Below are 26,202 nucleotides of genomic sequence, written 5' to 3'. Positions count from 1 at the left end.
TGGCATGTCATGTAGGTACGACACGCGCGGTTCGGAGCTGTTCACTGCCTTCAACAGATCATTCCCATGCTCTGCGTGGGAATGCCTCAATGGACGCGCCGCAATCGCTCTTGGGACGCAGAGCGTGCGGGGCTGAATTCCTTTGCTGCGCGTGGGAACGATCATTACATCCGCATTTATTCGCTGATGCCGTCATCCTTGAACTGGTCTTTGACGTACTTGATCTCGGTCTGGCCGTGTGGCGCGGGCAAGCCGTCTTCACCCAGATTGACGAAGACAATCTTGTCCACCGTCAGGATGCTCTTGCGGGTGATCTTGTTACGCACTTCACACTTGAGGGTGATCGAGGTGCGACCGAACTCGGTGGCGGTAATGCCCAGTTCGATGATGTCGCCCTGGCGCGAGGCGCTGACGAAATTGATTTCGGAAATGTACTTGGTGACCACACGCTGGTTGCCCAGCTGGACGATGGCGTAGATCGCCGCTTCTTCGTCGAGCCAGCGCAACAGGCTGCCGCCGAACAGCGTGCCGTTAGGGTTGAGGTCTTCGGGTTTTACCCATTTGCGGGTGTGGAAATTCATATTCACTCCTGAGCGTCTTGCTGAATGATGGTGGGCATCATGGCAGAGCCCGACCTAGAGCTCTATTAAGCATCGACTATGGTCTCGATTGCCGTTCAGACATTGATCAACAGAAACGCTTTGGAAGTATCGCTCAGACGGCTATAATCGCCACCGTTTCAAAACGGTAACGTTCCATTGATACCGTTTTCCCGCCACCTGTCCGAGGGGCGCTGCAGCAGGTTCGACCTGTCAGGCTCGGATGGGGCGTTGACTGGCCATGATCGGCCGGACACTAAACGCACAACGGCGCCCATTCGCATACATTACGAATGGAGGCTCATCATGAGCGCTGTTATCACGCCTGCAGATTTTAACGATTACAAAGTTGCCGACATGTCCCTGGCTGCCTGGGGTCGTCGCGAAACCATCATCGCCGAATCCGAAATGCCAGCCCTGATGGGCCTGCGCCGCAAGTACGCCGGTGAGCAGCCGCTCAAAGGCGCGAAAATCCTCGGCTGCATCCACATGACCATTCAGACTGCCGTGCTGATCGAAACCCTGGTTGCCCTGGGTGCCGAAGTGCGCTGGTCGTCCTGCAACATTTTCTCGACTCAGGACCAGGCCGCTGCTGCTATCGCCGCTGCCGGCATCGCGGTTTATGCCTGGAAAGGCGAAACCGAAGAAGAGTACGAGTGGTGCCTTGAGCAAACCATCCTGAAAGATGGCGCGCCTTGGGATGCCAACATGATCCTCGACGACGGCGGCGACCTGACCGAGTTGCTGCACAAGAAATACCCGGCGATCCTGGACCGCGTCCACGGCGTGACCGAAGAAACCACCACCGGCGTTCACCGTCTGCTGGACATGCTGGCCAAGGGCGAGCTGAAAATCCCGGCCATCAACGTCAACGACTCGGTGACCAAGAGCAAGAACGACAACAAGTACGGCTGCCGTCATAGCCTGAACGATGCGATCAAGCGCGGCACCGACCACCTGCTGTCCGGCAAGCAAGCGCTGGTCATCGGTTACGGTGACGTGGGCAAGGGTTCGTCCCAGTCCCTGCGTCAGGAAGGCATGATCGTTAAAGTCTCCGAAGTCGATCCGATCTGCGCCATGCAAGCCTGCATGGACGGCTACGAGCTGGTTTCGCCGTTCATCGACGGTATCAACAACGGCACTGAAGCAAGCATCGACAAAGCGCTGCTGGGCAAGATCGACCTGATCGTGACCACCACCGGCAACGTCAATGTTTGCGACTCGAACATGCTCAAAGCCCTGAAGAAGCGCGCTGTTGTCTGCAACATCGGCCACTTCGACAACGAAATCGACACCGCTTTCATGCGCAAGAACTGGGCATGGGAAGAAGTGAAGCCACAGGTTCACAAAATCCACCGTACCGGTCCTGGCGCGTTCGACGCTCAGAACGACGACTACCTGATCCTGCTGGCCGAAGGCCGTCTGGTTAACCTGGGTAACGCAACCGGCCACCCAAGCCGCATCATGGACGGTTCGTTCGCCAACCAGGTCCTGGCGCAGATCTTCCTGTTCGGCCAGAAGTACGCCGACCTGTCGCCAGCCCAAAAAGCCGAGCGTCTGACCGTTGAAGTACTGCCGAAGAAACTCGACGAAGAAGTGGCCCTGGAAATGGTCCGTGGCTTCGGCGGCGTGGTGACTCAACTGACCAAGACCCAGGCCGACTACATCGGCGTGACCGTTGAAGGTCCGTTCAAGCCGCACGCTTACCGCTACTGATTCGCCCTGCTGCTCGCTCCCTCTGTGGGAGCGAGCTTTTGTGGGAGTTGGCTTGCCTGCGATAGCATCACCTCAGTGCTCCTGAAGCACCAGGGTGTCAGCATCGCGGGCAAGCCTGGCCTCCACAAAAGCCCGCTCTACATTGGCATATGCAAGCCTTCCAGGCTTACGTGTTTCCAAGGATATGACCATGTCCCAAGACCGTCGCTACAGCTTCGAGTTCTTCCCTACGAAGACCGACGCTGGGCATGAAAAGCTGCTCGCCACTGCTCGTCAGCTGGCTACGTACAACCCCGATTTCTTCTCCTGCACCTATGGCGCTGGCGGTTCGACCCGTGATCGCACCCTCAACACCGTGTTGCAGCTCGAAAGCGAAGTCAAAGTCCCTGCCGCACCGCATTTGTCTTGCGTTGGCGACAGCAAGGCCGACCTGCGCGGCTTGCTGGCTCAATACAAGGCAGCCGGCATCACGCGCATCGTTGCTCTGCGCGGTGACCTGCCCTCAGGCATGGGCATGGCCAGTGGCGAAATGCGCCACGCCAATGACCTGGTTGAATTCATTCGTGAAGAGACCGGCGATCATTTCCACATCGAAGTCGCCGCCTACCCGGAAATGCATCCGCAGGCGCGCAATTTCGAAGACGATCTGACCAACTTCGTGCGCAAGGCCAATGCTGGCGCCGACAGTGCGATCACCCAGTACTTCTTCAACGCCGACAGCTACTTCTACTTCGTCGAGCGTGTACGGGCGATGGGCGTGAATATCCCGATCGTGCCGGGGATCATGCCGATCACCAACTACAGCAAGCTGGCGCGTTTCTCCGATGCTTGCGGCGCGGAAATCCCGCGCTGGATCCGCAAGCAGCTGGAAGCCTACGGCGACGACACCCAGAGCATTCAAGGCTTTGGTGAGCAAGTCATCACCGAGATGTGCGATCGCCTGCTGCAAGGTGGCGCTCCAGGGCTGCACTTCTACACATTGAACCAGGCCGAAGCGAGCCTGGCGGTGTGGAACAACCTGAAGTTGCCGCGCTAAAAGTCGTTAAAGCAAGATCAAAAGATCGCCGCCTTCGGCAGCTCCTGCAGGGGAATACGGACCTTTGCAGGAGCTGTCGGAGGCGGCGATCTTTTGCTTTTAACGCACTGTTATTGTGTAGCAACACACTGAGTTAGAGCTTCTGGATCCCGTTTCTGGCTCTTTCCGGTTTCTCGTCGTAATCTCAACCCATGCCTTTGATCGCGCAATTACTGACCGTGTTTCTTTTTACTTGCCTGAGCTTTGCCGCTCGGGGCGAGAAGCTGCGCATTGTCACCGAACCGTGGGCGCCGTACGTGTATGAAGAAAACGGCAAAGCCTTGGGACTGGACTACGAAACCACCGCAATTGTCTTCAAGCGCCTGGGTATCGAAGTGGAATGGCAGTTCCTGCCTTGGAAACGCTGCCTGTCGATGCTTGAGCAAGGACAGGCGGACGGCGCGCTCGACATCTTCCACAGCGATGAGCGCGACGCGACCTTGCTTTACCCCGGCGAGCCGCTCTCGGAAGTCGAGTTCGTGATGTTCTACGCCAACGAGCATCCCCACCCGTTCCGCACCCTCAACGAACTGCGCGGCCTGACCATCGGCACCTCGCCGGGCTACCTGTATAGCGAGGACTTTAGCGAATCGACCCTATTCATTCGCGAACCGGCACCGAGTCATGAAGCCAACTTCGGCAAGCTGGTCCGTGGACGAATCGATCTGCTGATCACTGATCGCCGGGTGGGGCAGCACTTGCTCGACGAATTGAACGTCCGCGACAAGATCACCCAAAACCCGACCGTCATCAGCCAACAGAGCCAGTTTCTGGCGGTGCGTCGCAATGCCGGCATGGACTTGTTGGTGCAGCGCTTTGGCGCCGAGCTCAAGCGCTTCAAGCGTGAGCCCGCTTACGCTGAACTGAGCGCCCGTTATGGCGCCAACCCGGCGATCGGCGCGAAGACCGCAACAGCCACGGCGGCCGCCGAAAAAACCGTTGAGCAGCAGGAAAGCGGCGCGCGGTGATTGCTCTGTTATACTCCGGCCTTCCCGCCAGGCTCACGCCCGGACGCTCGGAATCGTTCAAGGCATCTCGACCCCGCTACAGCGCAGCTTTTCAGCCCGCGCGAGCGCTCCAGGCGAGCCTTCGAAACCCAGCAGGACCGGACGGGATTGCGTTCTTCTTAAACGCCATTCGCGCCAGGCAAGACTCCCATTGGGCCAAGCCCTAACTAAAACAGGATTACTCATGTCCTTTGCTTCCCTCGGTCTCTCCGAGGCTTTAGTCCGCGCCATCGAGGCAGCGGGCTATACCGAGCCTACTCCGGTGCAACAGCGGGCTATTCCCGCCGTGTTGCAAGGTCGCGACCTGATGGTCGCGGCACAGACAGGTACTGGTAAAACCGGCGGCTTCGCCCTTCCGATTCTGGAGCGGTTGTTTCCGGGCGGTCACCCGGACAAATCCCAGCGTCACGGCCCGCGCCAACCGCGTGTACTGGTCCTGACCCCTACCCGCGAACTCGCGGCCCAGGTGCATGAAAGCTTCAAGGTCTATGCCCGTGACCTGAAGTTCGTCAGCGCCTGCATCTTCGGCGGCGTCGGCATGAACCCACAGGTTCAGGCCATGTCCCGCGGTGTTGACGTGCTGGTGGCCTGCCCCGGCCGCCTGCTCGACCTCGCCGGCCAAGGCAGCGTCGATTTGTCCCACGTGGAAATCCTCGTGCTGGACGAAGCCGACCGCATGCTCGACATGGGCTTCGTCCATGACGTGAAAAAGGTCCTCGCCCGTCTGCCGAGCAAACGCCAGAACCTGCTGTTCTCGGCGACCTTCTCCAAAGACATCACCGACCTCGCCGGCAAGCTGCTGCACAACCCGGAACGCATCGAAGTCACGCCGCCGAACACCACGGTCGAGCGTATCGAACAGCGCGTGTTCCGCCTGGCTGCCAGCCACAAGCGTTCCTTGCTGGCCCACTTGATTACCGCCGGCGCCTGGGAACAGGTTCTGGTGTTCACCCGCACCAAACACGGCGCCAACCGCCTGGCCGAGTACCTGGACAAACACGGCCTGAGCGCCGTCGCCATCCACGGTAACAAGAGCCAGAACGCTCGCACCAAAGCCCTGGCCGACTTCAAGGCCGGTGAAGTGCGCATCCTGGTTGCGACCGACATCGCCGCTCGCGGCCTCGACATCGATCAGTTGCCACACGTGGTCAACTTCGAACTGCCCAACGTCGACGAAGACTACGTGCACCGTATCGGCCGTACTGGCCGTGCCGGTCGCTCGGGCGAGGCGATTTCGCTGGTTGCCCCGGACGAAGAAAAGCTGCTGAAAAGCATCGAGCGCATGACCAAGCAGAAGATTGCCGACGGCGACCTGATGGGCTTCGACTCCAGCGCTGTAGAAGCTGAGAAACCTGAAGTTCGCGAGCGTCCGGATGTGCGTAACCCGCGCAACCCACGTGGCCCGCGCGGTGACGGCCCGAACGGCACTGGCGGTGGCGGCGGTCGTAAAGACAAAGGCAAGGACAAGGGCGGCAAGGAAAAACCTGCTGCCACTGGCCGCGGTGATCGCCCGGCGCGTGAACACAAGCCACGCGAAGGCACTCCGGCTCGCGAGCAACAACGTCCAGCGCCACGCGCCGCTGCTGCAGACCGTGCTCCGGACGAGTTCCTGGACGACGACATCGATAACTTCGGTAACCGCGTCGACTACGTTCCTCAAGCCAAACCGGCTCAGGGCCGTGGTCGCCGTCCGGGTGCTCCGGCACAAGGCGCCGCAGCTGGCGCAGGTGCAGGTGCTCCGCGCACCGGCGGCGGCAAGCCTCAGGGTCGTCAAAGCGGCCCGCGCAGCAGCGATGGCGCCACCACCGGCACTCCGCCGGCCAAGCGCAGCGGCCCACGCAACGGTGCTCCACGTGACGGTCAGGCCCGTCGCGAAGAGTCCCGCAATCGCCGCCCGGCCCGTACCGACGACCAGCCGCGTTCGGAACCGGCCGTGCAGAACCCGCGCGGTCCGGCACCGAAGATCATTCACAAGGAGTCGAAAAGCGATCGCTTCCCGACACCTGAGCAACTTGATCAGCTGCCAGGCCGTCCGCGTGGTGAAAAACCAGCGTTGCTGACCCGCAACCGCTGATTTATCGCACCATAAAAAACGCCCCCGATCGCGAGATCGGGGGCGTTTTTGTGTCAGGCACGAAAGTTACTTCGCTTTGACACCTTCAAACGTCACGTACAACTCGACCGCGTCGGACGATGGGCCCAAGTCTTTCTGCTTGCCGAAATCGGAACGCTTGATGCTGGTGGTGCCTTCGAAGCCGGCACGGTAGCCGCCCCATGGATCCTTGCCTTCACCCAGGAAAGTGGCCTTGACCACGACTGGCTTGGTCACGCCCAGCAGGGTCAGGTCACCGGTCACGTCCGCAGTATCCTTGCCAGCGGCGTTTTTGCCGGTGGATTTGACGCTGGTGGACACGAACGTGGCTTTAGCGAATTTGCTCGCGTTCAGGAAATCACCGCTGGCAATGTGCTTGTCGCGCTCTGCATGGTTGGTGAACACGCTGGCGGTGTTCACGTTGAACTCGATCTTGCTGGCTTCAGGCTTGGCAGCGTCGAAGCTGAACTTGCCGTCGATGTCCTTGAAGGTACCGGTGATGAAGCTGTAGCCCAGGTGGCTGATCTTGAAGTCAACGAAGGCGTGCTGGCCTTCCTTGTCGACAACGTAGTCAGCTGCCGTCACGTTGGCGGACAGCAGGGCAGAACCGATTGCCAGAGCGGCGAGGGTCTTTTTCAACATATTTTCTATTCCTTTGGAGTCGAGGTTGAACATCAGGCTTTGCGTCCCAGCATTCGCGTCAGGGTCGCATCACGATCAATAAAATGGTGTTTCAGTGCTGCCAACGCATGGAGACCGGAAAAAATTACCAGCGCCCAGGCCAGGTAAAAATGAATCACACCGGCTGTATCTGCCTGATCCGGTAGTCCGGAAACCAGCGCAGGAACTTCAAACAGGCCAAACACCGGTATCCCGACACCGTCTGCGGTGGAAATCAGGTAACCGGTAATCATCACAGCGAACAGACTGAGATACAGGAACGAGTGACCGAACTTGGCGCCAATGCGCGTCGTGCGGTTATAGCTTTCCAGTACTGGCGGCGGCGGGCTGATGAACCGCCACAGCACCCGTAGGACCATGACGGCTAACAACACCAGGCCAATGCTCTTGTGCAAGTCGGGCGCGTCTTTGCGCCAGACGCTGTAGTAGTCGAGACCGACCATCCACAAGCCCAACGCAAACAGACCGAAAACCACCAGCGCCACACCCCAGTGCATGAAGATGCTGACCCAACCGTAGCGGGAAGAAGAGTTACGTAGCTGCATTGCCCAAATCCTGTGAGAACTGCGAACCAAGACTATCGACTTATCTATCGAGTTAAAGCGGAAAATTTCGCTTTGAAATATCGAGAAATACGATCAAAGAGTTTGAAAGCGGTGAGTTAAGGAAAGATTAAAGGCGAAAGTGAGGCGGGATGTTAGTGGAAAGACATAAATTAAGGGCTCCCGTACGGGCCTCTTCGCGAGCAAGCCCGCTCCCATAAGGGATCTGCTGTGTGACATGAATTGTGTCCCACAGATCGAAAAGTGAGAGCTGGCTTGGATCAGGCAAAAAAACAGCACGATCCTTGAGCCGGGTGTCTGCTCATTCCACAGCTTTACTGCGTCTTGGCCTCGGCAGTTTGGCCGTCGGGTTCTTCGCTGGTTCAGTTTTTTCGCCGGGGGTTTGGCCGGTGCCGCCTTGGCAGGCTCCGCCCCACCAATCCAGAGTACTTAATGGCTACCGCTTGCTTTCGTGTTTCACGCTAATCTGCGATTAAATGTTTTTTAAGACAAGCTATAAATATGTATAGCCATTTCCGTATTTGAATTTGATTCAATGAACACTCAACAACTCATTGATCAAGGTGAAAAATATGGCTATTACATACACCCCATTTCAAGCAAGTGGTTCGTCGGTACTGCCTCCCAATCAATCGATGTTGCCGGGGCAATATCTTATGTCCGAAAACGGTCGATTTCGATTGATATTGCAAGCTGATGGAAATTTGGTCATTACGGATAATGGTGCTGTAGCATGGATTGCAGACAACAATCAGCTTTACAGCAAAACTTTGTATCCGAGAAAAATGCTTCCTCTGCAATTTGTGATCAGCAATAGTGGATTTCTTTATGATCCGTCTAGAAAGCGCTTATGGATTGCTGAAAGCACTCACAGCACTGATAAATCGCTGTGGTACAACACATGTATGGTTATTCAAGATGACGGGAATCTGGTCATTTATGATCAGCGGACGGGAGATCTGCGCTGGGCCCGCTCTGGATTTGTTCCTGGTCGCTTCCCTAAACAAAAGAAGCTTAATGTACTAGCTCAGGGAATACCAATTTTTCATTGGGAGTTTAACTAACACCGCTTATTCATGACAAGAAATTAAGCATCATGCGTTAAGGGACTGCTAATTAATGACACCACCTAATTGACTGAGCACTCAGGTTTATAAGGGTCCATTCGGCATTTGTGAGCCAACTCAGCGTCGCGCTTGGGAAGCATAGGAATTTTCAGCGGATCTCTACATTCACCAACCACACAACCAGAAAGCATTATCAAGATTATAATTGCCACTAGTAGTTTCATATATGCTCCAGATTTTTGAAGAGCATATACCTCAAACTCAACCCTATCGGTCATTTGCTTCTGATAATTTTGTGGGAAGTATCTGATACATCGCTAAAGACTGTAGGACTGAAATCAAGGTTTTGCGAATACAGAGTTCAGCCTAGGTAAAACCGGATGATCAAGAAAAAGCGCGACCCTCGGGCCGCGCTTTTTTTACGCCTGAACGTTACTGAACCTTGGTCTCAGTGGTCGCTGCTGGTTTAGCCGCTGGCTTCTTCGCCAGTTCAGCTTTCTTCACCGGGGCTTTTACCGAGGCTTTTTTCGCCTCGGTCTTGGCAGCAGGCTTTTTCACTGGAGTTTTGACCGGAGCTTTTTTCGCCGGCTCGGTTTTCACCGGTACCGCAGGCTTCGGCGCTTCGACTGGGACAGGCGCCGGGGTCGGGGCTGGCACTGGAGTCGGTGCCGGAGCAACCGGAGCCACGGGCTCAGGCTTCTTGGCCGGTTCCGGTTTGTCGTCAGAACCACCGAACAAATTAGTGAAGAAATTACCTTTCTTCGCCGCCACTGCACCGGCCGCAACAGCAGTCGCTGCCGGAACAACCTTCGCCGGTTCAAACGACTTGCCGGCCGCCAAGTCTTCAACCTGACTGGCTGCCCGCTGACCGGTGCGCAATGCGCCTTCCAGCGTGCCCGGGTACAAGGTGTCGGTGTGTTCGCCGGCAAAGGCTACACGCTGAATCGGACGCTCCCACAGACGCCAGTACTTGCTGATCTGGCCAGGGCCGAACGCCAGGTAAGCGCCGCCCATTGAAGGGTCGGTGCTGTAGCGGCGAATTTCATAACCGGTAAACGAACCGCGCGCCTGTGGATAAAAGGCATGCAGACGGATCAGCACCTGATCGACCATCTGTTTGTCGCCGAAGGCCTGCATCACACGGGCGTTGTCGCCGGACAGGTTGATCACCACGTTGGCGCCGCCCTTCAGGGCCGGCTCAACCCACATCATGCCCAGGCCGGTGTTGCTGTAGATCTCGCCGGACATGCGCGCCTTGCTTTCCCACACCGGCGTCTTGAACTTCAGCATGATCTGGTCGCGCCAGCCGTAGTTGGTGCCCTTGATGGCAGCCATGTGCTGAGCATCCAGCGCCGGAGTCATCTGGATCTTGTTCAGTGCGCGCAACGGCACGGCCACAATGACGTAGTCAGCCTGATAGCCAACGCTGCCGACTTTGACGGTCACGCCGTCCTTGTCCTGAATGATCGCCGAAACCGGAGAACTGGTCTTGATGGTTTTCAGCTGTTTGACGAAGGCCTGGGCCAGCACCGGGCTGCCACCGAGCAGGCGCGAAGCTCGCAGATCGCGATCGGAAACACCACGGTAAACCCGGCTCTGTTGTGCGTAGTACAACAGCGACAGGCGCGAAGGTTCGTCATAACGGGTACGAATCTGCTGATTCACCAATTGGCGGGCCGTGGCTGGCAAGCTCAGGCGATCAAGCCAGTTCGACACGTTGATCTGGTCCAGTGCGTGCAGCGTGCTGTTGGCCGCCGGGTTCTGCGGGTCTTCGATGGAACGCGCCAGATCGTCCAGGGTCGTTTCGTAGCGCTTGAGCGCCTCGCTGGTGGCCGGCTGCTTGGTGGCCAGATCGGCAGCGGTGTAATACACGCCGTCGATCAGGTAGCTCGGGGTACGGACGAACTCAGGAGCCGGCGTGGTGCTCAGCTTGAAGATCGAGACGTACTTATTCAAATCCGGCTGGGTCTTGTCGTTGCCGATCCACTCACTGGTGGCCATGCCGGAACGGCCGCCCATGCCCGGCTTGGCTTCCAGCAACGTGACCTGCCAGCCTTTGTTCTGCAGTTCATAGGCAGCCGTAAGTCCCGACAGGCCACCGCCGATCACGATCGCGGTTTTATCCTTGGCCAGCGCAGACACGCTGAACAGCCCCAACATCACCAGCGCACAGGCGCGCAGCCAACCAGCAGACATTCAGCGAACTCCGGAAATACACGAGGAAATAGAGGTTTTACGGGTCAGGCGACCCAAAGAACCGCGAAGAATACGTCAGCCATCAAAAGGCCGCCAGCGACGTCTATCGTCCTATACAAAGTAGCTCAATCGACACAATGGGTTGTCCCCGTGACGCGCATTGCATAGGCTTGCGCGATTGTTTGCCCGCGCCTGTCGCGAGCCGCCTCGAGGAGACTGAAAATGGGCCTGAATAATCAGTGGATGCAACGCGATCTCGCCGTGTTGTGGCATCCCTGCACCCAGATGAAAGACCACGAACAGTTGCCGTTGATCCCGATCAAGCGCGGTGAAGGCGTGTGGCTGGAAGACTTCGAAGGTAAACGCTACCTCGATGCGGTCAGTTCCTGGTGGGTCAACGTGTTTGGCCACGCCAACCCGCGGATCAACCAACGCATCAAGGATCAGGTCGATCAACTGGAACACGTGATTCTTGCCGGTTTCAGTCATCAGCCGGTGATCGAGTTGTCCGAGCGTCTGGTGAAGATGACGCCGGAAGGCCTGACCCGGTGCTTCTACGCCGATAACGGGTCGTCCTGCATCGAAGTTGCGCTGAAAATGAGCTTTCACTATTGGCTCAACCGCAGCCAGCCGAACAAGAAGCGCTTCGTCACCCTGACCAACAGCTACCACGGCGAGACGATGGCGGCGATGTCGGTGGGCGATGTGCCGCTGTTTACCGAAACCTACAAGGCCTTGCTGCTGGACACCATCAAGGTACCGAGCCCCGATTGCTACCTGCGACCGGAAGGCATGAGCTGGGAAGAACATTCGCGCAACATGTTCGCGGCCATGGAACAGACCCTGGCCGAGAACCACGACACCGTCGCTGCAGTGATCGTCGAGCCGCTGATCCAGGGCGCCGGCGGCATGCGCATGTACCACCCGGTTTATCTGAAACTGCTGCGCGAAGCCTGCGACCGTTATGGCGTGCACCTGATCCACGACGAAATCGCCGTCGGCTTCGGCCGCACCGGGACGATGTTCGCCTGTGAACAGGCTGGCATCCGCCCGGATTTCCTCTGCCTGTCCAAGGCCCTGACCGGTGGTTACCTGCCGCTGGCGGCCTGCGTAACCACCGAAGATGTCTACAGCGCGTTCTACGACGACTACCCGACCCTGCGCGCCTTCCTGCATTCCCACAGCTACACCGGCAATCCGCTGGCGTGCGCGGCGGCATTGGCGACGTTGGATATCTTCGAAGAAGACAACGTCATCGAGAACAACAAGGCACTGGCCCAGCGCATGGCCACCGCCACCGCGCATCTGGCCGATCACCCGAACGTTTCGGAAGTGCGCCAGACCGGCATGGTGCTGGCCATTGAAATGGTCAAGGACAAGGCCACTAAGGAAGCTTATCCATGGCAGGAGCGTCGTGGCTTGAAAGTGTTCCAGCATGCGCTGGAGCGTGGTGCTTTACTTCGACCGTTGGGCAGCGTGGTGTACTTCCTGCCGCCGTACGTGATCACGCCTGAACAGATCGACTTTCTGGCCGAAGTGGCGAGTGAAGGTATCGACATTGCCACCCGTGACAGCGTCAGTGTTTCAGTGCCGAAGGACTTTCACCCCGGTTTCCGAGATCCGGGCTGATGCATCGAACGATGCGGTCCATGTGGGAGTGAGCCTGCTCGCGATTGCGGTGTAACAGTCAAAATTGATGTCGACTGACACCCCGCTATCGCGAGCAGGCTCACTCCCACAAAGGTTCGCGCACAGAAGCCAACAATGATTTCAGATGATTAACACCCTTTTCAGAGACCCCGCATGAGACTGTCCCGCTTCTTTATCGACGCCCCCTTGAGCACCGGCGAACACGAGTTGCCCGAGGCCCAGGCGCATTACATCAGCCGCGTGTTGCGCATGGCCGAGGGTGATGCGCTGCAACTGTTCGACGGTTCGGGCCATGAGTTTCGCGCCACGCTGATAGAAGTCGGCAAGAAGCGCGTCGTCGTGCAAATCGATGAAAGCTTCACCGGGCAGGTCGAGTCGCCCTTGTCGATCCATCTCGGCCAGGGCTTGTCCCGTGGCGAGCGGATGGATTGGGCGATTCAGAAAGCCACCGAATTGGGCGTCACCGAGATCACCCCGATCTTCAGCGACCGCTGTGAAGTCCGGCTGAAGGACGAGCGTGCCGACAAACGCCTGATGCACTGGCGCCAGGTTGCGATCAGCGCGTGCGAGCAATGCGGGCGTTCACGGGTGCCGGTGATTCATCCGCCGCTGCTGTTGGCGGACTGGTTGAAGCAGACCGAGGCTGAATTGAAACTGGTGCTGCATCCGGTGGCGGAGCCGTTGGTGAGCCATGCGAAGCCTGCGACGTTGGCGTTCTTGATTGGCCCGGAAGGCGGGTTGTCCGACGCTGAAGTCGAGCAGGCCAAGGCTGGCGGTTTTCACGCCGCCCGCCTCGGCCCTCGAGTGTTGCGCACCGAAACCGCGCCGGTGGTGGCGTTGGCGGTGGCCCAGCAACTTTGGGGTGATTTCTAAGGCCTCTTCGCGGGCAAGTCGAATCGTCGCACCGCCGCTCCCACAGGAGACCGCGTACTGATCGTTCCCACGCAGAGTGTGGGAACGATCAGTCAGGAACTATTGCACCGGATCACTCACCGGTTTGGCGATGATTGCCTTCAGCTCGCTGGTCATCGGGAATTCCAGGTTCAAGCCTTTGGGCGGGATCGGCTGCTGGAACCAGCGGTTGTAGATGCCGTTGATTTCCCCGGAGCTGTACAGATCGGCAAGTGTCGAGTTCACCAACTCGAGAAACTGCGGATCACCCTTGCGCACCATGCAGCTGTAGATTTCCCGCGATTGTTCTTCGCCAACCACCACCCATTTATGCGGATCACGGGCCTTGGCGCGCTCACCATAAAGCAGCGCGTCGTCCATATAGAACGCCGCCGCCCGACCCGTCTCTAACATCTGGAAAGCTTCGCCGTGGTCCTTGGCGCTGATGACGAACATATCGATCTTGTGATCGATGTTGTAGCTCTTCAGAAACCGCTCGTTGGTGGTGCCGGCGGTGGTCACGACGTTCTTGCCGCGCAGGTCGGCGAAGCTTTTTATGCCGCTGTCCTTCGCCGTGAGCAACTGCCCCTTCACATAAATAAACCCATATGAAAACGCCACTTGCTGCATGCGCTCGGCGGTCACGCCGGTGGAGCCGCACTCAAGGTCGACCGTGCCGTTCTGCACCAGTGGAATGCGCGTTTGCGAGGTCACCAGGTTGTACTTCACCTGCAAATCCGGCAGCTCGAGTTTTTGCTTGATGCGCTCGACAATCTTACTCGCCAGATCCACCGAGTAGCCCATCGGCTGCCCCGAGTGATCACCCACATAAGAGAACGGCACCGACGCGTCGCGATAGCCTAGCGTGATGCTCTTGGCATTGGCGACCTTGTTCAGCGTACCGGTCAGCGGCGCTTCGTTGGCCTGGACCTGACTGGCGAGCAGCAGGCCGAGGGTGCAGCCGATCAACGTGATTTTTTGCATTGTTATTCTCCGTTGTGGGTAGAGCGATTAGCGGCGGGCGGCGATCACAGTGATTTCCACCAGAACCTCTGGACGGGCCAGCTGCGCCTGCAAAGTAGTGCGGGTCGGCGCGTTGCCCGGTGACAGCCACTGCGACCAGACCTCGTTCATGGCGGCAAAGTCGCGGCCAATGTCGTTCAGGTAAATGGTCGCGTTGAGCAGATGATCCTTGTCGCTGCCAGCTTCGGCCAACAACGCATCGATTTTCGCCAGCACCTCGGCGGTTTGGCCGGTGACGTCGGGGCTGTCACCCGGAACCTGTCCCGAGAGAAACACCAGATCGCCAAAGGTCACCGCGCCAGAGAGACGGTTGTTGCTGTTGATACGGTTAATGCTCATCGGTTTTTCCTTTTCAAGTCAGGCGACGCGAGGTGCGAGGCCCAGCATTTCGATCGAAGGTGCGCGCCGGGCAATCAATTCGCCAAGCAACCGAGCGCTGCCACAGGCCAGGGTGAAACCCAGAGCGCCATGACCGAGGTTGAGCCAGAGATTGCGGTATGCCGTGGCGCCAATCAACGGCACGCCGCTGGGGGTCGCCGGGCGCATGCCGGCCCATTCGATGGCGGCATCGTAATCGCCGGCATTGGGCAAGGTTTCCTGCGCCTGGCGCTTGATCAGCGCCAGACGCTTGGGATCGAGCGCCGGGTCGAAACCGACAATGTCGACCATTGCCGCCACGCGCAGTTGTTCACCGATGCGGGCGTAAACGATCTTGCGGTTGTAATCGGTGATGCTCAGGTCTGGCGCCCGATGCTCGGCGCGAATGGGCAAGGTCAGGCTGTAGCCCTTGAGCGGATACAGCGGCAGGTTCATGCCCGGCAACGCCAACGCCGGACTGCGATGACCGGCAGCCATCACCAGTTGCTCGACCGGCAGCACCTGTGAACCCATTTCGACCGCCTGCACCGCACCGTCCGCATGGCGAATGCCGGTGACCTTGCGGCCAAGCAAAAACTCGCAACGTCCCGACGCCTGAAGTCGAGCCAGCAGTTGCTGGCAGAAAGCATGGCAATCGGCGACCTCCTCATCGGGGGTATAAATCGCGCCCACAAACGGCGCCTCGGCGAGTGCAGGCTCCAACTGTGCGCACTCGCTGCGGGACAACACCTGTTGCTGTCGCGGATCAGCCAGGGCATGGCGGGCATGTTCGAAACTCGCGGCTTCACGAAACGTCACCAGTTTGCCGTTGCGCCGCCAGTCGAATCCGTCGAGGCGATCTTCCTCGCGCCAGCCTTGCAGCGTGGCCTGACTCAGCAGCGCCAGACGCAGCAGATGCGCGCCATTGCGCTGATTCACCGAGCGACGACAGGCTGCCAGAAAGGACGCCATCCAGCGCCATTGCGCCGGGTCCAGACGCGGGCGCAGCTTCAATGGCGAGTCACCGCGCAACATCCAGCCAAGCGCCTGCAACGGTACGCCCGCATCGGCCAGCGGCGCGACGTAACGGTAGGATAACTGCCCGCCGTTAGCGAAACTGGTCTCGCTGCCCAACGAATCCCGGGCCTCGATCAACGTCACGTCGATGCCTTCGCGAACCAGTGCGTAGGCTGTCGTCAGCCCGATAACGCCGCCACCGATGATGCAAACCCGCTGAGCCATGTCTGTCCTTAAGCGTTGTTGAAACAGGCCTCAGGTTAGGACCAGGTGACAGACGTTGAACAATGCATAAAGATGCCTGACCCATAAACAAAGGTTATGGATTTGCCATGCGACTGCGACACATCGAGATTTTCCAGGCTATTCGCCAGACAGGTTCGGTCAGTGGCGCCGCGCAGCTGCTGCACGTATCGCAACCGGCGGTGAGCAAAGTGCTGCAACACGCCGAACAGCAACTGGGCTTCCCGTTATTCCTGCGGGTGCGCGGTAAATTGCAGGCCACGCCCGAAGCGCTGGAGCTTGAGCGCGAGGTCGACAAAGTCACCGAAAGCTTGCAAGGCGTGCGACGTCTGGCCCAGAGCCTGCGCCGCGAGCCGGGCCACAGCGTACGGATCGGCGCAACCCCGGCACTGACCCTGTCGCTGCTGCCGCCGGCGATCAACGAATGGACGCAACGTTACCCGGACATTGCCTGCGAGCTGTCCAGCGCCCACAGCCGTGAGCTGATTCAGAATTTGTTGATGCGCGAAGTGGATGTCGCGCTGACGTTGCAAGCGCCGGATCATCCGGGACTCAAAGCACTGGCCTTGGCCAGCGGAGTTTTGGTGGCGCTGGCGCCGTTGGGCTATTGGCCCGACGACGCCTTGGGCCAACCGTTGCCGTTGATCGAACTGGCGGGTGCGCCACTGATCGGCCTGTCCAGCGCCGACCCGCTGGCAGCCAGGCTCGACAGTTACCTTGAGGCGGTCACGCCACCACCACGGGTACGCATCGCGGTGCAGACCTATTCGCTGGCGCGGGCGATGGTTGAATCCGGTGCCGGGTTGGCGGTGATCGATCCGTTTACCGCGCTTGGCGCGTCCCCCGCCACCACGGCGATTCGACCTCTGGCGCCAGCGTTATCGATCACGTTGTACGCAGTGACCCGCGCCGACGAACCGCCGCCGCACACCTTGAGCGATTTGCTGCAGGTGTTCAGCCGACGGGCGCAGGCGCAACTGGATCGTTTGATCCCGTGACGGCCTCACAAGACGTAAAACATAATCGCCACAAAGTGCAGCAAACTCCCGGCGATCACGAATAGATGCCAGATCCCGTGGGCATGGCGCAAACGACTATCCAGCGCAAAAAAGACAATGCCCACGGTGTACAACACGCCGCCCGACGCCAGCCAGGCAAAACCTGTACTGCCCAACGCCGCCAGTAACGGTTTGACCGCCACCAGCACGATCCAACCCATCACCGCGTAGATCACGATCGATAGAATCCGCGCTTCCGAACGCGGTTTGATCTCTTGCAGGATACCGATCAGCGCCAGCCCCCAGACGATGCCGAACAGCGTCCAGCCCCACGGCCCGCGTAGCGTCACCAGGCAGAATGGCGTGTAGCTACCGGCAATCAGCAGATAGATCGAGTAGTGATCGACCTTCTGCATGATCTCTTTCTTGCGCCCACGCACGCTGTGGTAAACGGTCGACGCGCTGTAAAGCACCAGCAAGGTAAACCCGTAAATCGCTACGCTGACGATCTTCCACGGGCTACCGTCCATGCCGGCGATCACCAGCATCCACACCACCCCGACAACTGCCGCCACCGCCCCGACCAGATGCGTCCAGGCGTTCAATCTTTCCCCGTGATACATGTGTTGCTCACCTCGGAATTCGTTACAACAATGCGCAAGGCTCAGGCCTTGAGACTAAAAGCGCAATGTTGCAGAACACAAATCCCCCAAGAACCTACATACGTGCACAATCGAGACATTCGAATAAGAGTCCCCGCCATGCTGATCGATGAAGAGTTGACCCTGAAAAAACTCGAGGTGTTCCTGGCCTTCATGCGCACCGGCAACCTGGCCCGGGCCGCCGCCGAGTTGCAGACCAGCAATGTCAGCGTGCACCGGGCAATTCATTCTCTGGAAAGCGCCCTGCGCTGCCCGCTGTTCAAGCACGAAGGCCGCAATCTGACGCCGCTGGAAAGCGCTTACGTGCTGGAAGAACGCGCGCAAAAGCTGATTCAGGACGTGGTCGAAACCGTGCGCCTGACCCGCGAAGCCGCCGGGTTCTCCGCCGAGCGCTTCAAGCTTGGCTCGCTGTATTCGCTGACGGTGAAGACCGTGCCGCAGCTGATCATGGGCCTGAAAATCCGCCGCAGCGAGCTCAATATCGACCTGATCCTCGGTTCGAACTTCGACCTGTTGTACAAGCTCAAAAACATGGAAGTCGACGCGATCCTGGTGTCCCTGGATGAAAGCGTCAACGACCCGGATTGCGAGCAAATCCCGCTGTTTTCCGATGACATGTTCCTGGCCACACCAGCCGACTCAAAGTTTGCTCAACGGACCGAAGTCGACCTTGCCGAAGTGCGCGATGAGACATTCATTACGCTGACCCAGGGCTTCGCCACGCATCAGGACGGTAATCGGGTGTTCAGGCAGGCGGGGTTCGAGCCAAAGGTGGCGATGCAGGTCAACGACATCTTTACCCTGCTGAGCATGGTCAGCTCGGGCGTGGGTTATGCGTTGCTGCCAGGAAGGATTGCGGCGGTGTATGAGAACCGGGTGAAGCTGATTCCGCTGCAGGAAAAGTATCGGTTGCAGCAGCACATCGGGGTGGTGTTCTTGAAGGCCAAGGAGCGGGATCCGAATCTGCTGGCGTTGCTGGCTGAGTGTCGGATGTATGCCAATCGCAATGCCTGAGACCGCGGCGCCCCCTTCGCGGGCAAGCCACGCTCCCACAGGCATTGCGCAGGTCCTGTGGGAGAGTGGCTTACCCTCGAAGACATCAGCCCATTAATCCGCGCATGATCAGAAACAGCAATGAAGGCCCGAGTAAACAGCCTAATGCTGTGTAGAACGCAGCGGTCAGGCAACCATAAGGCACCAGTTTCGGATCCGTGGCCGCCAACCCTCCCGCCACACCGCTGGATGTCCCCATCAAGCCCCCGAAGATCACCGCACTGCGTGGGTTGTTCAAACCAATCATTGGCGCCACGAACGGCGTCATGACCATCACCAGAATGGCTTTGATCAACCCTGCCGCAATCGACAGCGCCATGACCTCGGAACTGGCACCGATGGCAGCCCCGGTTACCGGACCGACGATATACGTCACGGCCCCGGCACCAATGGTGGTCAGGCTTACCGCATCGGTGTAACCGAAGGCCATGGCCACGGCGACACCGGCAATGAACGACGTCCCGACGCCGACGAACAACGCCAGTACTCCGACAAAACCGGCACGTTTCAGTTCATCGACACTGACGCCGAACGCCGTGGCCACAATGGCGAAATCGCGCAACATGGCACCGCCCAGCAGACCGATCCCGGACAGTAACGGGATGTCCACCACGCCTTTCTGGCCTCCGGTCAACGCACCACCGATATAGGACAACAACAGGCCGAGCAAAATGGCGATGGCCGAGCCATGCAAGCGGCCTTTGGTGAACGTATTGGACATCCAGTAGGACACCCACATGGTCACGCCGACAATCGCAAAGCCACTGATCAGCCCGTAACCGGTAATCACCTTCATCATCGATTCGTACATGGTGATCACCCTGCAGTCTTAGAAGGAATGACCGAGGCCGGTTCTTTGTTACCGATACGAACCAGCACCGGCACCAAGGCAAAAGCGATGGTGACTGCAGCCACTCCCGCCAGAATCGCCATTGGTCCACCCTTGAACGCGCCATAAACGTTCTGCTGTGCCGCCATGGCAACGACAATCGGAATGTAAACTGCGCTCCAGAACTCCACGCCCTGTTCGGTTTTACCTTTGAACCAGCCGCTTTTGTTGAGGTAACTCCCGAGCCCGATCAACAGCAGCATCGCAATACCGACACCGCCGACGTTGGCCGGTACGCCTATCAGCTTGCCGAGCAGCTCGCCGATAAAAATACCCGTCAGGGTACAAAAGGCGAGAAACGCCACACCGTAAATAATCATTGTTGTTGTCCTCAAAGTGCATCGTCGAATGTTGTTTTTGTTGTTCGAAGGCCTGAGTCGGGGTTTAAGGTTGGCGGCTTCCCTCCTCACGCAACAGCGCCTGCAAGGTATCGAGCCGCGCACCGTCGAAGGCAATCACGGTGCCCTGCTCGAATACCCGGCGCGCCAGCCCGGTCAGCACCGCACCGGGCGGCAGTTCGATCTGTAGACGTACGCCACGCTCATAGGCGCTTTGTACCGTGCCGCGCCAATCCACCACGCGGCACATGTTGAATGCCAGGTCGTCGCGCAAGGCTTCGATGCTTGTGACCGGCCGGGCGCGACTGCCGCTCAGATAACCCGTTGTCGGAGTTTTCAATGGCACCTTGGCGAGGGCTGCGGCCAGGGTTTTCGCAGGTGCGTCCAGCAGAGGGCAGTGGGACGGCACGCTGACGGCCAGACGTTTGGCCAGACCTGCACCGCGACCTTTGGCCAACGCGGCAACCGCCTTCATCGCGCCATCGCTGCCGGCAATCACCACCTGGTTATCGGCGTTGATGTTGGCCAGGTAAACCGGTGTCGCGTCGCTGTGAACCTGTGCCAGCAAATCTTCCACCGTGGCCAGATCCAGACCGATGATCGCGGTCATGCCATAGCCTTGTGGATAAGCCTGTTGCATCAGCTCACCGCGCAGGCTGACCAGATGCAGAGCATCGCTGAAGCTCAAAGCACCGGCGACCACCGCTGCCGGGTAAGCGCCGATAGAAAGCCCGGCCACGTAATCCGCCGCCAACAGCAACTGGCGTGAAGTAGCGACGCCGGCAATCAGCAGGCAGAGCTGAACAGCCCTTGTCGACTTCAGCGCTTCAGCAGAATCAAGAAGTAAAGTGTCTTCGCCGAGCACGTCACTCGCCTCGATCACCGTCTCGCGAGGCAAACGATGGAGCATGCCCGGCTGCTGCGCGCCCTGGCCCGGGAACACCAGCAAGCTGCTCACGCTGCTTGCTCCTGCGGGTTCCACGGATTGGTTACCAGACAGGCTTCAGTGGCGTTTTTTAGCAGGACCCGTTCCGAGGACCCGGCCCATTCGCGCAGGGCCACAGCGCCGTTTGGCGTTTGCAGTTGCATGTCCACCCAGCACACCGAGGCATCGAGACGTTTCACCAGTTCTTGCGCCTGCACACGATCCAACGGCTGCGGTGTACGCAGGATCAAGTCGAGATCGCTGCCCTCATGCAACGCCTGAAAACCGCTGGCCAATTCAAACCCGGCGCTGCCGCTGACACCCCAAACCCACTCACAGGAATCGAGCATCGACCGCAGTTGTTTGAGGGCGCGCACTGCCGGCAAACCCCGATCAATCGAGACATTGCAAAGCGCTTCCGGCCGGACTTGACGCTGGATCGCATCGACCGACATCACCGTTGCATAACGCTGCTCACGCAAACACCCACGCACGCCGACCGCGATCTGATCCGCCGCGCTCAACGCACGCCGAACCACCACCGGTTGACCCGCACTGATCGACTCGATCACCCACGAAGGTGCATCCGCGGGCAATTGCTCCGGGGTCATCCCCCAGAGCAGGTCGTGGGCCAGAAGCGTGTTCACCACTGCGCTCTCAACAGTTGGCGCACCTGGCTCGACGCCGCGCGGTTGGTGGCGCCCAAGCGGCTGCTCAGGTCTCGGCCACTGGTGGCGACATCACCAATCGCCTGGCTCAGGCATTCAGCCACCCGCGTCAGATCCGCCGCCGTCGGCTGCTCGATCTGTTCCACCGACAAGGTTTCCCACAGCAAACCAAGGGTCGCGTAACTGTCGATGTCATATGCCATCGGCGGCACGCTGGCGGCCAATGCTTCCAGCTCTTCGACGCTGCGCAAGGTCACCCGCGCCGCCGAAGCCTTGCCCATCGCATGAACCATCACGCCCGGATCGCGCAGGGCGATCAGCCGATTGGCCTGATAACCATGAGCCAGAAACGCCCCGGACATCGCTTTGCCCACCAGCAAACCGATCACTGCGTGACCGGCCAACCGGGCACGGGCATAACTGTCCGCAGCACCGGCCAATGCCTGATGAATCCCGAGCGCTTCTTCGCGCCGACCGTAAGCCTGACTCGGCACATCGACGATGGCGATCAAGGCACGTTTGTGCGGTTTGTCCAGATCGGCTGCGATGACTTCGTCCACCGCTTTGGCCAAACCCCAGCCTTCCAGCAAACCGACCTCGCCGTTTCGGGCGCGGACGAAACGGTTGTCGGGATCAGCCACCACCGCGATAAACCGCACGGGCTGCTCACCCAACACACCATCGGCAACCATCAACGATGCCGGCAAACCTTCGACCGGTTTCGCACCTGCACTCAAGGCGTTGAACCAGCTCAAGCCTCTCAGGGAATACGAACTCATGAGCGCTCTCCTTGATACAGATCGCGAACCGTTGACGGCTCGATTTGCGGCTCGGTGTCCAGACGGGCCAGCCGTTGCAGGAACCATTCGGCCTGACGGCTGCGTTGCTGTTTCGGTAAACCTTGCTTAAGCAATTCACTGACCTGCTGCTGAACCTGCGCCACGTCGTCAGCGACAAAACGATCCACCAGACCACTGGCGAAACGTTGCTCGCCACCGGTCAGGCTCCAGATAAAAGGACGATCACGGGAGTCGTATTCCTCAAGCCCGGCTTCCTGTTCGATCACTTGCGGGCCGTTCAGGCCAAGCCTCGCTTCCTGAGTTACCAGCAAATAGCTGCACAGCCCGGCGGCAATCGACATCCCGCCAAAGCAGCCAACGCTGCCCGCCACCACGCCAACGACTGGCTGGTACTGGCGCAGATCGACAATCGCCGCATGAATATCGGCAATCGCCGCCAGCCCAAGATTGGCTTCCTGCAAACGCACGCCACCGGTTTCCAGCAGCAGCACGGCGCGGGTCGCGATGCCTTTACGGTTGTCTTCGGCGGCCAGTTCCAGCGCACCGGCAATCTTCGCCCCGCCGACTTCACCGAGGCTGCCCCCCTGGAACGCGCCTTCGATGGCCGCGATCACCACCGGCAATCCACCGATGCTGCCCTTGGCGATCACCACACCGTCATCGGCTTGCGGCACTACGCCCTGACGCGACAGCCATGGCGACATGACGCGCTGAAACGGGTCGAGCAATTCGCGGAAGGTGCCGGCGTCGAGCAAGGCCTTGGCACGTTGCCGGGCGCCGAGTTCGACGAAGCTATGTTTGTTTAGGAGATCAGTCATGGCCGATCTCCTCAAAGCCTTGTTCCAGACGCAAGCGCACCACACCCGGCGTCGCCCCGAAATCGTGGATATCGATGGCCATCGCCGGCGGTGTCTGACCGTCGAACATTCGCGCAAACAGATGCTGCCAGCGTTGTTCGGCGCCGTTGACCGAGGTCTGCACCTTGATCGTCAGTTTGCCGGCCTGCCCTGGCTCGATCAGCACTTCCAGATCGCCCGAGCCGACACAGCCCACCAGCGTCCGGCCGTGTGGCGGCTGCCCGGCGGGGAATTCAAAAGATAAGGTTTCCATCAGAAAGCTCCCTGGATGAGGGCGTCGCCAGACTCGATGCGGTCGACGAACAGGCAGGCTGCGAGCAAATCGGCAGCACCGCCGGGCGAGGCATTCAACGCGATGAGTTGTTGGTCCAGCTCATGCAAACGGCGGCGGCCGGCGAGGCTGGCACTGCCGCCCGCATCGAGCACGGCTTGCGCGCCGAGTTGCATGGTCTGCAGGCCGTGTTCGCCTGCGCGGTAGAGCACGCAGGTGTCGGCCAGATTCGTCATGATCGCCAGCAAGGCATCGAGCCGAGCGTTCTGCTCGCCATGACCGGTGGAGCGGCTGCGTTTGAGTTGTGGCAGTGCGCGTTGAATTACTGCCGGGAAACCCAGCTGCGCTTCTTCACGCGCACCGCGAGCGCCGTAGCGTTGGGCGACTTGCGCGCCGTGGCTCAACAGACGTGGCGCGTAACGATCGTCGAGCAGGGCCAGGCGTGCGGCGCGTAATGCGATAGAACTTGCGGCGGTAGACTCAGGTTCCAGCGCGGCTCCAGCGACTAACAGGCCCAAAGCCCAGATCGCCCCGCGATGAGTGTTCACGCCATCGGTGGTGGCGAGCATCTGTTGCTCCCCTTCCCGACCGATCAGGCCAATGGCTTCGCGCATCGGTAATCCGATTTCGCCAAACTCGATGGCGGCCTCCGCCATTTCCTTGAACGCAGGCCACAGGGACAGCGCCGAGGCGTGCATCAGCCCGAGATGCAAATCGGTGTGAGCACCATTGCCACGACGATCAACCAGCGCCGGTTTCGGTGACAGATCCGCTTCGTCGATCAGCGCGTCGACTGCCATATCCGCCAGCCGTTCGGTCAGCGATAGAGGTTTGGGTTGCAGGTTAAATGCGTGCATTACCAGCTCCTGAACTTGGCGGGCGGGTTGTAGAGGCCACCGGACCACTCGACCAGATCGGCCACGCTTTTCGCTGCGAGCAGTTCGCGGGTGGCGTCGGTGCGGCGGATGCCGAGGTCTTCGGGCAAGGCGATCAGGCCTTCGCGGCGCATGCGGGCGGTGTCTTTCGGGTTGTGGCGCAGACCGATGACGGTGACTCCGGCCACGGCCGCGATCATTGCCTGACGCTCTTCCAGCGAACGCGCCTTGTACAAATAGGCGATGCCTTCTTCGGTCAGCAGGTGGGTGACGTCGTCGCCGTAAATCATGATCGGCGCCAGTGGCATGCCGCTTTTTCTCGCCACCTCCACCGCGTCGAGGGTTTCGACGAAGGTCGGTTTGCCGCCCTCCTGGAAAGTCTCGACCATTTGCACCACGAGTTTTTTGCCGCGTTCGAGCAGCGCTTCGGGAGCGTCATCGTGGCGCATATCGAGCCAGGCCGGTGTGCCGTGGCGGCGACCGCGCGGGTCATGGCCCATGTTCGGCGCACCACCGAAACCGGCCAGGCGGCCGCGCGTCACGGTGGAGGAATGACCGTCGCCGTCGACTTGCAGGGTGGCGCCGATGAACAGGTCCACCGCGTATTGCCCGGCCAGTTGGCAGAACATCCGGTTGGAACGCAGGGAGCCGTCGCGCCCGGTGAAGAACACGTCGGGGCGAGCGGCGATGTAGTTTTCCATGCCCAGTTCAGTGCCGAAGCAATGCACGCTTTCGACCCAGCCACTTTCGATGGCCGGGATCAAGGTTGGGTGCGGATTGAGGGTCCAGTTGCGGCAGATCTTGCCCTTCAGGCCCAGGGATTCGCCGTAGGTCGGGAGGATCAATTCGATGGCGGCGGTGTTGAAACCGATGCCGTGGTTCAGGGACTGGACGTTGTGTTTTTCGTAGATCCCGCGGATCGCCATCATCGCCATCAGCACGTGCACAGGCTTGATGTGGCGAGGGTCGCGGGTGAACAGCGGTTCGATGTAGAACGGCTTGTCGGCCACCACCACGAAATCTACCCAGGAGGCCGGGATATCGACGCGAGGCAGTTCGCTGACATCGTCCACCAACTGATTGACCTGGACAATGACGATGCCGTCGCTGAAGGCGGCCGGTTCGATCAATGCAGGGGTGTCTTCGGTGCTCGGGCCGGTGTAGATGTTGCCGGCGCGGTCGGCCATGAAACCGGCGGAGAGCACGACGTTGGGAATCAGGTCGACCACCAGCCGCGCATAGAGCTCGATGTAGGTGTGGATCGCGCCGATTTCCAGCAGGCCGTCTTCCAGCAGCTGGCTGATGCGCAGGCTTTGGGTGCCGGCGAAAGAGAAGTCGAGTTTGCGGGCGATGCCGCGTTCAAACAGGTCCAGGTGCTCGGAGCGTCCGACGCTGGGCATGATCATGTGCAGGTTATGCAGTTTCGCGGGATCGGCCTTGGCCAGGGAGCGGGAGAGGAAATCCGCCTGCTTCTGGTTATTGCCTTCCAGCACCACACGGTCGCCGGGCAGGATCAACGCCTCCAGCGCCGCAACGATCTTGTCGGTGGGCAACACCACACCGTCGGCGATACCCCGTACCAGCTCGAGCCGTCGCTGCTTTTCGCTGCGCCGCCGCGTCCATCGCGAGTCGGGGGATATTGTTGTTGTCATGACCACTCCACGGGTTCGCTGTCGTGGGAGTCACCTT

26 protein-coding genes and 1 riboswitch are annotated in these 26,202 nt (G+C 59.5%); of the genes, 9 read left to right on the top strand and 17 right to left on the bottom strand.

The window, feature by feature from the left end:
• Positions 1-176: 176 nt before the first annotated feature.
• The gene (locus FQ185_RS04320) at positions 177-581 is read right to left on the bottom strand and encodes an acyl-CoA thioesterase (protein ID WP_149416408.1); all 405 of its coding nucleotides are present in this window, start codon (positions 579-581) and stop codon (positions 177-179) included.
• A 198-nt stretch (positions 582-779) separates the two neighbouring features.
• Positions 780-882, top strand: a riboswitch (S-adenosyl-L-homocysteine riboswitch).
• Between the two features lie 23 nt (positions 883-905).
• Here FQ185_RS04320 and ahcY point away from each other — a divergent pair.
• From ahcY to FQ185_RS04300, 4 genes are all read left to right on the top strand, one after another.
• Complete coding sequence (gene ahcY / locus FQ185_RS04315; RefSeq protein ID WP_149416407.1) at positions 906-2,315, top strand: adenosylhomocysteinase; 1,410 nt, start codon at positions 906-908, stop codon at positions 2,313-2,315.
• A gap of 190 nt (positions 2,316-2,505) precedes the next feature.
• Positions 2,506-3,351: a methylenetetrahydrofolate reductase [NAD(P)H] gene (metF, locus tag FQ185_RS04310; RefSeq protein WP_149416406.1), complete on the top strand. Its 846-nt coding sequence runs from the start codon at positions 2,506-2,508 to the stop codon at positions 3,349-3,351.
• Positions 3,352-3,542: 191 nt separating this feature from the next.
• Positions 3,543-4,358 carry an ABC transporter substrate-binding protein gene (locus FQ185_RS04305; protein WP_149416405.1) on the top strand — a complete coding sequence of 272 codons (816 nt, stop codon included), beginning with the start codon at positions 3,543-3,545 and terminating at the stop codon, positions 4,356-4,358.
• A gap of 223 nt (positions 4,359-4,581) precedes the next feature.
• On the top strand, positions 4,582-6,471 hold the full coding sequence (locus FQ185_RS04300; RefSeq protein WP_149416404.1) for a DEAD/DEAH box helicase: 1,890 nt from the start codon (positions 4,582-4,584) through the stop codon (positions 6,469-6,471).
• Between the two features lie 66 nt (positions 6,472-6,537).
• Here the strand turns inward: FQ185_RS04300 and FQ185_RS04295 are convergent, their stop codons facing one another.
• A complete protein-coding gene (locus FQ185_RS04295; protein ID WP_178113488.1) occupies positions 6,538-7,164 on the bottom strand; it encodes a YceI family protein in 627 nt (208 codons plus the stop codon).
• Complete coding sequence (locus tag FQ185_RS04290) at positions 7,164-7,715, bottom strand: cytochrome b (protein WP_149416402.1); 552 nt, start codon at positions 7,713-7,715, stop codon at positions 7,164-7,166. Before FQ185_RS04290 ends, FQ185_RS04295 begins: the two co-directional genes overlap by 1 nt.
• A gap of 590 nt (positions 7,716-8,305) precedes the next feature.
• Between FQ185_RS04290 and FQ185_RS04285 the strand changes: the two genes are divergently transcribed.
• The gene (locus tag FQ185_RS04285; RefSeq protein ID WP_149416401.1) at positions 8,306-8,797 is read left to right on the top strand and encodes a hypothetical protein; all 492 of its coding nucleotides are present in this window, start codon (positions 8,306-8,308) and stop codon (positions 8,795-8,797) included.
• A 435-nt stretch (positions 8,798-9,232) separates the two neighbouring features.
• Here FQ185_RS04285 and FQ185_RS04280 read toward each other — a convergent pair whose 3' ends face one another.
• Positions 9,233-10,996 carry a flavin monoamine oxidase family protein gene (locus tag FQ185_RS04280; protein ID WP_149416400.1) on the bottom strand — a complete coding sequence of 588 codons (1,764 nt, stop codon included), beginning with the start codon at positions 10,994-10,996 and terminating at the stop codon, positions 9,233-9,235.
• 222 nt (positions 10,997-11,218) lie between these two features.
• On the opposite strand from FQ185_RS04280, the gene FQ185_RS04275 reads away from it, so the two are divergent.
• Together FQ185_RS04275 and FQ185_RS04270 are read left to right on the top strand one after the other, a co-directional pair.
• Entirely contained in the window at positions 11,219-12,625 is a 1,407-nt protein-coding gene (locus FQ185_RS04275; protein WP_149416399.1) for an adenosylmethionine--8-amino-7-oxononanoate transaminase, read from the top strand.
• A gap of 174 nt (positions 12,626-12,799) precedes the next feature.
• Positions 12,800-13,519: a 16S rRNA (uracil(1498)-N(3))-methyltransferase gene (locus tag FQ185_RS04270; protein ID WP_149416398.1), complete on the top strand. Its 720-nt coding sequence runs from the start codon at positions 12,800-12,802 to the stop codon at positions 13,517-13,519.
• Positions 13,520-13,618: 99 nt separating this feature from the next.
• Here FQ185_RS04270 and FQ185_RS04265 read toward each other — a convergent pair whose 3' ends face one another.
• Genes FQ185_RS04265 through FQ185_RS04255 form a run of 3 tightly spaced genes read right to left on the bottom strand, consistent with a single transcriptional unit; the run spans position 13,619 to position 16,159 of the window.
• A complete protein-coding gene (locus FQ185_RS04265; RefSeq protein ID WP_149416397.1) occupies positions 13,619-14,521 on the bottom strand; it encodes a transporter substrate-binding domain-containing protein in 903 nt (300 codons plus the stop codon).
• A 27-nt stretch (positions 14,522-14,548) separates the two neighbouring features.
• The gene (locus FQ185_RS04260; protein WP_149416396.1) at positions 14,549-14,899 is read right to left on the bottom strand and encodes a RidA family protein; all 351 of its coding nucleotides are present in this window, start codon (positions 14,897-14,899) and stop codon (positions 14,549-14,551) included.
• Positions 14,900-14,917: 18 nt separating this feature from the next.
• Complete coding sequence (locus tag FQ185_RS04255) at positions 14,918-16,159, bottom strand: D-amino acid dehydrogenase (RefSeq protein WP_149416395.1); 1,242 nt, start codon at positions 16,157-16,159, stop codon at positions 14,918-14,920.
• Positions 16,160-16,266: 107 nt separating this feature from the next.
• Here FQ185_RS04255 and FQ185_RS04250 point away from each other — a divergent pair, with 107 nt between their 5' ends.
• Positions 16,267-17,175 (top strand): LysR family transcriptional regulator, encoded by a 909-nt coding sequence (locus FQ185_RS04250; RefSeq protein ID WP_149416394.1) that lies wholly within the window; start codon positions 16,267-16,269, stop codon positions 17,173-17,175.
• A 5-nt stretch (positions 17,176-17,180) separates the two neighbouring features.
• On the opposite strand, the gene FQ185_RS04245 is transcribed toward FQ185_RS04250, so the two are convergent.
• On the bottom strand, positions 17,181-17,798 hold the full coding sequence (locus FQ185_RS04245; protein WP_149416393.1) for a hemolysin III family protein: 618 nt from the start codon (positions 17,796-17,798) through the stop codon (positions 17,181-17,183).
• A gap of 138 nt (positions 17,799-17,936) precedes the next feature.
• On the opposite strand from FQ185_RS04245, the gene FQ185_RS04240 reads away from it, so the two are divergent.
• Positions 17,937-18,851: a LysR substrate-binding domain-containing protein gene (locus FQ185_RS04240; protein ID WP_149416392.1), complete on the top strand. Its 915-nt coding sequence runs from the start codon at positions 17,937-17,939 to the stop codon at positions 18,849-18,851.
• An 85-nt stretch (positions 18,852-18,936) separates the two neighbouring features.
• On the opposite strand, the gene madM is transcribed toward FQ185_RS04240, so the two are convergent.
• The 9 genes from madM to mdcA all read right to left on the bottom strand — a co-directional run bounded on the left by madM (position 18,937) and on the right by mdcA (position 26,165).
• Positions 18,937-19,701, bottom strand: a complete 765-nt coding sequence (gene madM, locus FQ185_RS04235; protein ID WP_149416391.1) for a malonate transporter subunit MadM — start codon at positions 19,699-19,701, stop codon at positions 18,937-18,939.
• A gap of 5 nt (positions 19,702-19,706) precedes the next feature.
• Positions 19,707-20,099 (bottom strand): malonate transporter subunit MadL, encoded by a 393-nt coding sequence (madL, locus tag FQ185_RS04230; RefSeq protein ID WP_149416390.1) that lies wholly within the window; start codon positions 20,097-20,099, stop codon positions 19,707-19,709.
• A gap of 64 nt (positions 20,100-20,163) precedes the next feature.
• Complete coding sequence (gene mdcH / locus FQ185_RS04225) at positions 20,164-21,075, bottom strand: malonate decarboxylase subunit epsilon (protein WP_149416389.1); 912 nt, start codon at positions 21,073-21,075, stop codon at positions 20,164-20,166.
• A complete protein-coding gene (locus FQ185_RS04220) occupies positions 21,072-21,692 on the bottom strand; it encodes a malonate decarboxylase holo-ACP synthase (protein WP_149416388.1) in 621 nt (206 codons plus the stop codon). Before FQ185_RS04220 ends, mdcH begins: the two co-directional genes overlap by 4 nt.
• On the bottom strand, positions 21,686-22,489 hold the full coding sequence (gene mdcE, locus FQ185_RS04215) for a biotin-independent malonate decarboxylase subunit gamma (RefSeq protein ID WP_149416387.1): 804 nt from the start codon (positions 22,487-22,489) through the stop codon (positions 21,686-21,688). Before mdcE ends, FQ185_RS04220 begins: the two co-directional genes overlap by 7 nt.
• Positions 22,486-23,328, bottom strand: a complete 843-nt coding sequence (locus FQ185_RS04210) for a biotin-independent malonate decarboxylase subunit beta (protein ID WP_149416386.1) — start codon at positions 23,326-23,328, stop codon at positions 22,486-22,488. The genes mdcE and FQ185_RS04210 overlap by 4 nt, the downstream gene beginning before the upstream one ends.
• Entirely contained in the window at positions 23,321-23,620 is a 300-nt protein-coding gene (locus tag FQ185_RS04205; protein ID WP_149416385.1) for a malonate decarboxylase subunit delta, read from the bottom strand. The genes FQ185_RS04210 and FQ185_RS04205 overlap by 8 nt, the downstream gene beginning before the upstream one ends.
• Positions 23,620-24,495 carry a triphosphoribosyl-dephospho-CoA synthase gene (locus FQ185_RS04200; protein WP_149416384.1) on the bottom strand — a complete coding sequence of 292 codons (876 nt, stop codon included), beginning with the start codon at positions 24,493-24,495 and terminating at the stop codon, positions 23,620-23,622. The genes FQ185_RS04205 and FQ185_RS04200 overlap by 1 nt, the downstream gene beginning before the upstream one ends.
• Positions 24,495-26,165, bottom strand: a complete 1,671-nt coding sequence (mdcA, locus tag FQ185_RS04195) for a malonate decarboxylase subunit alpha (protein WP_149416383.1) — start codon at positions 26,163-26,165, stop codon at positions 24,495-24,497. The genes FQ185_RS04200 and mdcA overlap by 1 nt, the downstream gene beginning before the upstream one ends.
• Positions 26,166-26,202 lie beyond the last annotated feature (37 nt).

The organism is Pseudomonas sp. ANT_H12B (assembly GCF_008369325.1).
Lineage (GTDB): Bacteria > Pseudomonadota > Gammaproteobacteria > Pseudomonadales > Pseudomonadaceae > Aquipseudomonas.
The sequence above is the reverse complement of the archived record's forward strand: the minus strand, read 5'-3'. Positions and strand labels throughout refer to the sequence as shown.